The organism is Dietzia sp. CW19 (assembly GCF_014145265.1).
Classification (GTDB): domain Bacteria; phylum Actinomycetota; class Actinomycetes; order Mycobacteriales; family Mycobacteriaceae; genus Dietzia; species Dietzia natronolimnaea.
The window spans coordinates 1-245 of sequence record NZ_JAALEE010000550.1 but is presented as its reverse complement, the minus strand read 5'-3'; the positions used below and the strand labels follow the sequence as shown (position 1 = coordinate 245).

General features: G+C 74.7%; 1 pseudogene. It reads left to right on the top strand.

Annotated features, from left to right (window positions below):
* A pseudogene (locus G6021_RS17620) lies at window positions 1–245 on the top strand (hypothetical protein); the annotation flags it as partial.

The following is a 245-nucleotide window of genomic DNA, read 5'->3' as shown; positions in this document are numbered from 1 at the left end:
TGGTTAGCCATACCGGAGGCCACCGAGACCCGGTGGACGCTGCGGCCGACGGAGGACCTGGGTGGCCTGTTGGCCGGCGTGCCCGTCAGCGTGACCCTGGTGCGCGTCGCGCTGACCCTCGCGGCGTTCTCCGCCCTCAACCTGGCCGCGGCGGCGGCCTCCGACTCCGCCCACCGGGCGCGGTTCGTCCGCCCCATGATCGACGAGGTGGTCCACGGCCTCGCCGCGCGCGAGACCTACCACCG